The organism is uncultured Corynebacterium sp. (assembly GCF_902782855.1).
Classification (GTDB): domain Bacteria; phylum Actinomycetota; class Actinomycetes; order Mycobacteriales; family Mycobacteriaceae; genus Corynebacterium.
The window spans coordinates 1-7393 of record NZ_CACZOO010000151.1 but is presented as its reverse complement, the minus strand read 5'-3'; the positions used below and the strand labels follow the sequence as shown (position 1 = coordinate 7393).

The 7393-nt window shown below is 65.8% G+C and carries 8 protein-coding genes and 2 tRNA genes; 8 read left to right on the top strand and 2 right to left on the bottom strand.

All coding sequences use genetic code 11. The annotated features are described in order from the left end of the window. The first annotated feature begins 81 nt into the window (after positions 1-81). Positions 82-558 (top strand): ribose-5-phosphate isomerase, encoded by a 477-nt coding sequence (locus tag QZV72_RS07115; RefSeq protein WP_297006663.1) that lies wholly within the window; start codon positions 82-84, stop codon positions 556-558. 25 nt (positions 559-583) lie between these two features. Here the strand turns inward: QZV72_RS07115 and QZV72_RS07110 are convergent, their stop codons facing one another. Continuing rightward, a complete protein-coding gene (locus QZV72_RS07110) occupies positions 584-802 on the bottom strand; it encodes a hypothetical protein (protein ID WP_297006661.1) in 219 nt (72 codons plus the stop codon). Between the two features lie 76 nt (positions 803-878). Here QZV72_RS07110 and QZV72_RS07105 point away from each other — a divergent pair, with 76 nt between their 5' ends. From QZV72_RS07105 to QZV72_RS07075, 7 genes are all read left to right on the top strand, one after another. Continuing rightward, complete coding sequence (locus tag QZV72_RS07105) at positions 879-2639, top strand: pyruvate dehydrogenase (protein WP_297006659.1); 1761 nt, start codon at positions 879-881, stop codon at positions 2637-2639. A gap of 166 nt (positions 2640-2805) precedes the next feature. Then, positions 2806-2880, top strand: a tRNA-Gly gene (locus QZV72_RS07100). A gap of 81 nt (positions 2881-2961) precedes the next feature. Beyond that, entirely contained in the window at positions 2962-3504 is a 543-nt protein-coding gene (locus QZV72_RS07095) for an acyl-CoA thioesterase (RefSeq protein WP_297006657.1), read from the top strand. A gap of 85 nt (positions 3505-3589) precedes the next feature. Then, a tRNA-Pro gene (locus QZV72_RS07090) sits at positions 3590-3663 on the top strand. A gap of 261 nt (positions 3664-3924) precedes the next feature. Then, positions 3925-5400 (top strand): trigger factor, encoded by a 1476-nt coding sequence (gene tig, locus QZV72_RS07085; protein WP_297006655.1) that lies wholly within the window; start codon positions 3925-3927, stop codon positions 5398-5400. Between the two features lie 306 nt (positions 5401-5706). Next, a complete protein-coding gene (locus tag QZV72_RS07080) occupies positions 5707-6318 on the top strand; it encodes an ATP-dependent Clp protease proteolytic subunit (RefSeq protein ID WP_297006653.1) in 612 nt (203 codons plus the stop codon). Positions 6319-6331: 13 nt separating this feature from the next. Next, on the top strand, positions 6332-7000 hold the full coding sequence (locus tag QZV72_RS07075; RefSeq protein ID WP_297006651.1) for an ATP-dependent Clp protease proteolytic subunit: 669 nt from the start codon (positions 6332-6334) through the stop codon (positions 6998-7000). Positions 7001-7088: 88 nt separating this feature from the next. Here the strand turns inward: QZV72_RS07075 and QZV72_RS07070 are convergent. After that, the coding region (locus QZV72_RS07070) for a formyltransferase family protein (RefSeq protein ID WP_297006649.1) at positions 7089-7393 on the bottom strand (305 nt) is incomplete at its 5' end.

Sequence of the window (7393 nt, the reverse complement as noted above, 5' to 3'; positions counted from 1 at the left end):
GGGCACCCGCCACCACGACGTGTGCCCGTTTCCCGTGTGCTGGGGGGTACCGGTGACGCGGCGTCAGATACACTCACTGACATGCGTATCTACCTCGGCGCCGATCACGCCGGTTTCGACATGAAGAACATCATCGCCGACCACCTCAGGGCCAAGGACGGCATCGAGGTCGTCGACTGCGGTGCCCACACCTACGATGCCGAGGACGACTACCCCGCCTACTGCATCGAGGCGGCCAGGCGGACCGTCGCCGACGAGGGCTCCCTGGGCATCGTGCTCGGTGGTTCCGGCAACGGCGAGCAGATCGCCGCGAACAAGGTCCCTGGTGCGCGGTGCGCGTTGGCCTGGTCGGTGGAGACCGCCCAGCTTGCCCGTGAGCACAACAACGCCCAGCTCATCGGCATCGGTGGCCGGATGCACTCCGAGGAGGACGCCCTCGCCATCGTCGACGCCTTCATCACCCAGGCATGGTCCGGGGTTGAGCGTCACCAGCGTCGCATCGACATCCTCGCCGAGTACGAGGAGACCGGCGTGGCCCCTGCACTCCCGGAGGCCTGATCCTCCTCGGTCCCCACAACCCCCGTCAGCCGTTGCGGCGACGGGGGTTCCTCGTCTCTGACCAGGTGGTGACCTCCTCGGCGTCCCAGAGTGTCAGACCGTGGACCTTCGCGACGGGGACGGGGGCGCGTCCCCGGGTGGCGTAGCTGGTGAACGTTCCCCGGGCGGTCCCGGAGAAGTCGGCGCACTGTTGTGCGGTCCACAGTTCGTGGCCGCTGTCCACATCGATGATCGTCGGTCTCATGTTGTTCGACTGTACTTAATTCCCGTCGGTCATCCTGAGGTGCGGTCCGACCACAACACGTCTATCGTCGGGTCCCATGGCACGCACATACGCAGAGCAAATCGTCGACACCCTCGAGGCCCAGGGTGTCCGCCGCATCTTCGGTCTGGTCGGAGACAGCCTCAACCCCATCGTCGACGCCGTCAAGCGCAGCAGTATCGAATGGTTCCATGTCCGCAACGAGGAGGCCGCGGCTTTCGCTGCCGGAGCCGAGTCTCTCGTCACCGGGCAGCTCGCCGTCTGCGCCGGCTCCTGCGGCCCCGGCAACACCCACCTGATCCAGGGCCTCTACGATTCGCACCGTAACGGTGGCAAGGTCCTGGCCATCGCCAGTCACATCCCCTCCCAGTTCATCGGCTCGCACTACTTCCAGGAGACCCATCCTGAGGCCCTGTTCCAGGAGTGCTCCGGATACTGCGAGATGGTGAACTCCGCGGCCCAGGGGGCGACGGTCCTCCATCACGCCATCCAGTCGACGATGGCGGGTAACGGAGTCTCCGTTCTCGTCATCCCCGGCGACATCGCCGCCGACCCGGCTGTCGACTCCCCGCAGCTGGGCTCCGTGATCTCCGTCGAAAAGCCCGCCGTCCACCCCGCCGACGGGGAACTCAAGGCGCTCGCCGAGGCGATCGAGAAGGCCCGCAAGGTCACGATCTTCGGCGGTGCCGGTTGCCGGGACGCCCGCGAGCAGGTCTTCGCCCTGGCAGACAAGATCAAGGCCCCGGTCGGTCACGCGTACGGCGGCAAGGAGTTCCTCCACTACGACAACCCCTACGATGTCGGCATGTCCGGACTGCTCGGCTACGGCGCCTGTTCCGAGGCCTTCGAGGAGGCCGATCTCCTCATCCTGCTGGGCACCGACTTCCCCTACTCGGAGTTCCTGCCGCGACACACCGACACAGCCCAGGTGGACATCAAGGGCCGCAACATCGGCCGCCGCACCACGGTGAAGTACCCGGTCACCGGTGACGTCGCCGCGACGATCGAGGACCTGCTCCCGCTCATCAGCGAGAAGACCAACTCCTCCTTCCTGGAGAAGATGCTGAAGAAGCAGGCGTCCAACCTGGAGCACGTCGTCTCCGCGTACACGCGCAACATCGAGAAGCACACACCGATCCACCCCGAGTACCTCACCTACATCCTCGACGATCTCGCCGACGAGGACGCCGTGTTCACCGCCGACACCGGCATGTGCAACGTGTGGAACGCCCGGTACATCACCCCGAACGGGAAGCGGCAGCTGCAGGCGTCCTTCCGACACGGGACAATGGCCAACGCCCTGCCGCAGGCAATCGGCGCCTCCGCCGCGACCGGGGGGAGGCGTCAGGTCATCGCGATGTGCGGTGACGGTGGTCTCGGCATGCTCATGGGTGAGCTGCTGACCGTGAAGTTGCACCAGGTCCCGCTCAAGGCGATCGTCTACAATAACTCCACCCTCGGGATGGTGAAGCTGGAGATGCTGGTCAAGGGTCTGCCGGACTTCGGTACCGACCATGAGGGGGTCAATTACGCGGACATCGCCGAGGCGTGCGGCATCAAGTCCTTCCGCATCGAGGACCCGAAGGACATCCGCCGCGTCCTCACCGAGGCGCTGGCGTACGACGGCCCGGTGCTCGTCGATGTGGTCACTGATCCGAACGCCCTGTCCATCCCGCCGGAGATCTCCCTGGAACAGGTCGCCGGGTTCACCCGCGCGGCGACGAAGACCGTGCTCGAGGGTGGTGTGGGCAAGATGCTGGATCTGGCGAAGTCCAACCTGCGCAACATTCCGCGTCCCTCCGGTTTCAAAGGGCTGTAGGGCGCCGTCAGGGTCCCGGGTCCGCTGAAGGCCCGAAGGCCCCGGGAGGTTCCCCGCAGACCCGGGCAAAGCCACGGGGAAACCTGGACCGGAGCCCGGGTTTGCGCCACCCCGCCCCCGATGGTGTATGGTCGGTGACGGATTCCCGGAAGCCGGGAGACCGTAGGGGAATGTCGTATAGTGGCTAATACCTCAGCCTTCCAAGCTGAAGACGCGGGTTCGATTCCCGTCATTCCCTCCACTCCAGGCCCCGGACCACACGGTCCGGGGCCTGTGTTGTTTCGTGGGCGGGAGATCGGGGATCACGGTAGTGTACCGCTCCGTGAATCTCTACCTGCGACTCCTGATCACCTGGATCCGTGGCCGGCTGCTTCCGCGGTTGGGCCCGTGGGACACGCACATCAAGCCGATGCGCGTCCTCCCCAACGACCTGGACCTGCTGGGCCACATGAACAACGGCCGCTACCCGACGGTGCTGGATCTCGGCCGCATCGAGCAGATGTACCGCTCGCGGATCCGTCAGCGCACGCGGGCCTGCGGGGCCTACTTCGTCGTCGCCGCACAGACGGTGAACTACCGCCGTTCGCTGCTGCCTTGGCAACGTTACGAGATCCGTACCCGCTTCCTCGGAGTCGAGCGGTACGGGACCTTCGTTGAGCAGACGTTCGTCGGTGTCGGGGAGCACGATGGTGAGGTCTTCGCCCACGCCGTGGTGCAGCTCCGGGCGCTGAAGAAGGACGGCGGCTCCCTTGGGGACGCTGATCTCGCCGGGATCTTCGGGCCCACGCCGGACGGCCGGGTCGTGCCCGAGTGGGTCACCCGGTGGGCGGAAGAGAGCCGGCAGGCGGCGAAGTTCGCACGGTAACGGCACCCCACCGTTGCCCTGCCGAACCACCACCCCGTAACATCTTGCGGGTGGTACAGCCGGGTTCCCCGGAGGTGCCGATATCCGGGATATGGCGCAGCTTGGTAGCGCACTCGCTTTGGGAGCGAGGGGTCGTGGGTTCAAATCCCGCTATCCCGACGGACGCCGTCGCGAAGGTCGCCGCGTGCACGGCTCACACCGCAGGATCCGCCACGGACCCCGCGGTGACGGACCCCGGCGACCGCCGTCGACGGTCGCACGATAAAATCGGTTCCGACCGATCCCGGTGGCCGTGAGCTAGAGGCCGACCCGGTACCGCACAACGGTGTGGCGCAGGGCAGGGAACCGGACGTCACCGCGTCCCGGGGTCCCGCCGGACGACGAACAACACCAGACAAGAACACACAGGAGTGTGCACCCGTGAAGAGCTCCGTTGAATCGCTGAGCGCCACCCGCGTCAAGCTCACCGTCGAGGTCCCCTTCGACGAACTGAAGCCCGAGTTCGACAACGCCTTCAAGAACCTGGCGCAGCAGGTCTCGCTGCCCGGCTTCCGTAAGGGCAAGGTCCCCGCGAAGATCCTGGAGGCCCGTCTGGGGCGCCCGGCGATCCTCAACGAGGTGCTCAACGACATGCTGCCGGGCCGTTACGGCGAGGCCGTCCAGGAGCACGACCTGAAGGTCCTCGGTCAGCCGGACATCGACATCGCCGAACTCGAGGACAATGACCACGTCACCTTCACCGCTGAGGTTGACGTCCGCCCGGAGATCGAGGTTCCGGACTTCTCCGGCATCGCCGTCGAGATCGACGCCGTCGAGGCGGATGCCGAGGCTGTCGAGCACGAGCTCGGTCACCTGCAGGCCCGCTTCGGCACCCTGAAGCCGGTGGAGCGCGCCGTGCAGAGCGGCGACTTCATCTCCATCGACATGTCGGCCACCATCGACGGCGAGACCGTCGACGAGGCCACCACCGAGGGGCTGTCCTACGAGGTCGGGTCCGGCTCTCTCGTCGAGGGTCTCGACGAGGCCGTCATCGGCCTGTCCGAGGGCGATTCCAAGGAGTTCACCTCCAAGCTCGTCGCAGGTGAGCACGCTGACGAGGATGCCGAGGTCACGGTGACCGTCAAGTCCGTCAAGGAGCGTGAGCTCCCGGAGCTCGACGACGATTTCGCCCAGCTCGCCTCCGAGTTCGACACCGTTGACGAGCTCCGCGAGTCCGTCAAGGGTCAGGTCGAGGAGCAGCTCAAGGGCCAGCAGGCCACGGACATCCGTGACAAGGTTCTCGCCGCTGCTCTGGAGCAGACCGAGGTCCCGCTGCCGGAGTCCGTGGTCCAGGAGCAGGTCGACGGTCAGATCCAGCAGCTGCTGAGCCAGTTCGGTGGTGACGAGAAGGTTTTCGAGCAGATGCTCGCCGCCCAGGACATCACCCGCGAGAAGTTCGAGGAGGACGCCCGCGAGGCCGCCGAGGATTCGGTCCGCACCCAGCTCTTCCTCGATTCACTGGCTGACGTGGAGAAGCCGGAGGTCTCCCAGCAGGAGCTCACCGACCACATTCTGTTCACCGCACAGCGGTACGGAATGGACCCGAACCAGTTCGTCATGCAGCTGCAGCAGTCCGGTCAGATCGCCAACCTCTTCGCCGACGTGCGTCGTGGCAAGGCGCTGGCACTGAACATCTGCAAGGTCACCGTCACCGATTCCACGGGGGCTCCGGTCGATCCGAAGGAGTTCTTCGGTGAGGAGCAGGGCGAGGAGATCGCCGAGGAGTCCACCGAGACCGTCGAGGTCGGGTCGGACGTCGACGAAGCCAAGGCTGAGAAGGCCGAGAAGGCAGACAAGGCCGAGAAGGCTGAGAAGAAGGCGAAGAAGGCCAAGAAGGCCAAGAAGGACGCCGAGTAGGATTCCGGATCCCGTCAGCCTCGACGCCGCCCCCGCACCTTCGCGGAGGCGGCGTTCTGGTGCGTGAGGCAACCGCGACGGCGCCCGGGTAGGTGGCGGAGCACAACCGTTCACCTGTCCGGTGGCCGCGGCCCGGGGAGCTACCCGTGCGCTGTCAGCGAACAGGGCGGGGGACGCGGGCACCGCACCGGTGCGTTGACTACTGTGGAGCACAGTTACTCCACAAATCACACCCCGGTCACCTGTGTCGGACGCCCTCCGGCACCGGCCCCGGGGTAACACCTTGAGCGAGGAGCCTCAGTGAGCATGAACGATATGTCGGCCGGACAGGCGCTGCGTACCGCGCAGATGAGCGCCGCGTCGGGGATGAACCTCAATGACTCGGTCTTCGAGCGTCTGCTGCGCGAGCGGATCATCTTCCTGGGCACCCAGGTCGACGACGAGATCGCCAACAAGCTGTGCGCGCAGATTCTGCTGCTCAGCGCGGAGGACCCGGAGAAGGACATCAAGCTGTACATCAACTCCCCGGGTGGTTCGGTCACCGCCGGCATGGCCATCTTCGACACGATGCAGTACTCACCCTGCGATGTCGCCACCTATGGAATGGGGCTGGCCGCGTCGATGGGCCAGTTCCTGCTGTCCTCGGGTACGAAGGGCAAGCGGTACGCGCTGCCCCACGCCCGGATCATGATGCACCAGCCGTCGGCCGGGGTCGGCGGTACGGCCGCGGACATCGCCATCCAGGCGGAGCAGTTCGCGCAGACCAAGCGGGAGATGGCGGAGCTGATCGCCCAGCACACCGGCCAGCCGCTGGCGAAGATCCACGAGGATTCCGACCGCGACCGCTGGTTCACTGCCGAGCAGGCACTGGAGTACGGCTTCGTGGACCACGTCATCGGCTCTGCGAAGGAGAAGTAGGAAGATGGAGAACATGACAGGTTTCACACACGCCAGCGAGCTCACCGGTGAGGTCGCCGGGGCGCAGCTCCCGCAGTCCCGGTACATCCTGCCCTCCTTCGTCGAGCACTCCTCGTTCGGTGCCAAGGAGTCCAATCCGTACAACAAGCTCTTCGAGGAGCGCATCATCTTCCTGGGGACCCAGGTCGACGACGCCTCCGCGAACGACATCATGGCCCAGCTGCTGGTTCTCGAGGGTCTCGACCCCGACCGGGACATCACCATGTACATCAACTCCCCGGGTGGTTCCTTCACCTCACTGATGGCGATCTACGACACGATGCAGTACGTCCGGCCGGATATCGTGACCGTCTGTCTCGGTCAGGCAGCGTCGGCCGCCGCCGTGCTGCTCGCCGCCGGTACCCCGGGTAAGCGTGCCGCGCTGCCGAACTCGCGTGTGCTGATCCACCAGCCGGCCACGCAGGGCACCCAGGGGCAGGTGTCCGACCTGGAGATCCAGGCCAGGGAGATTGAGCGGATGCGGCGTCTCATGGAGGAGACGCTGTCGCGCCACACCGGTCAGACCGCTGAGCAGGTCCGGATCGACACCGACCGCGACAAGTTCCTCACGGCGGAGGAAGCCAAGGACTACGGCATCATCGACCAGGTCTTCGAGTACCGGAAGCTGTCCGCCCAGAAGTAGGTTCCGGACAGATTCTGCGGTTACGGGGAGACCCCGGCCCGTGTGGTTCCTACCGCACGGACCGGGGTTCGTCGGAAACCGCCCCTGATCAGAACACGATGGTGTGGTTCCCGGTGCGGATCACGCGGTCCTGCGCGTGCCAGGACACGGCACGCGAGAGAACCGACCGCTCAACCTCCGCACCCCGCTGCCGCAGGTCGGTGACCGAATCGGCATGGGTGACGCGCACCGTGTCCTGTTCGATGATCGGACCCTCGTCGAGGTCCTCGGTGACGTAGTGGGCGGTCGCACCGATGAGCTTCACGCCACGCTCCCAGGCGCGGCGGTACGGGTCCGCGCCGACGAACGCCGGCAGGAACGAGTGGTGGATATTGATGATATGATGCGGATATT

Excerpts from the sequence above, each read along its gene's own strand:
- QZV72_RS07075 (WP_297006651.1), top strand. The coding sequence starts at position 6,332 with ATGACAGGTTTCACACACGCCAGCGAGCTCACCGGTGAGGTCGCCGGG.
- QZV72_RS07110 (WP_297006661.1), bottom strand. The coding sequence starts at position 802 with ATGAGACCGACGATCATCGATGTGGACAGCGGCCACGAACTGTGGACC.
- QZV72_RS07115 (WP_297006663.1), top strand. The coding sequence starts at position 82 with ATGCGTATCTACCTCGGCGCCGATCACGCCGGTTTCGACATGAAGAAC.
- QZV72_RS07105 (WP_297006659.1), top strand. The coding sequence starts at position 879 with ATGGCACGCACATACGCAGAGCAAATCGTCGACACCCTCGAGGCCCAG.
- QZV72_RS07080 (WP_297006653.1), top strand. The coding sequence starts at position 5,707 with ATGAACGATATGTCGGCCGGACAGGCGCTGCGTACCGCGCAGATGAGC.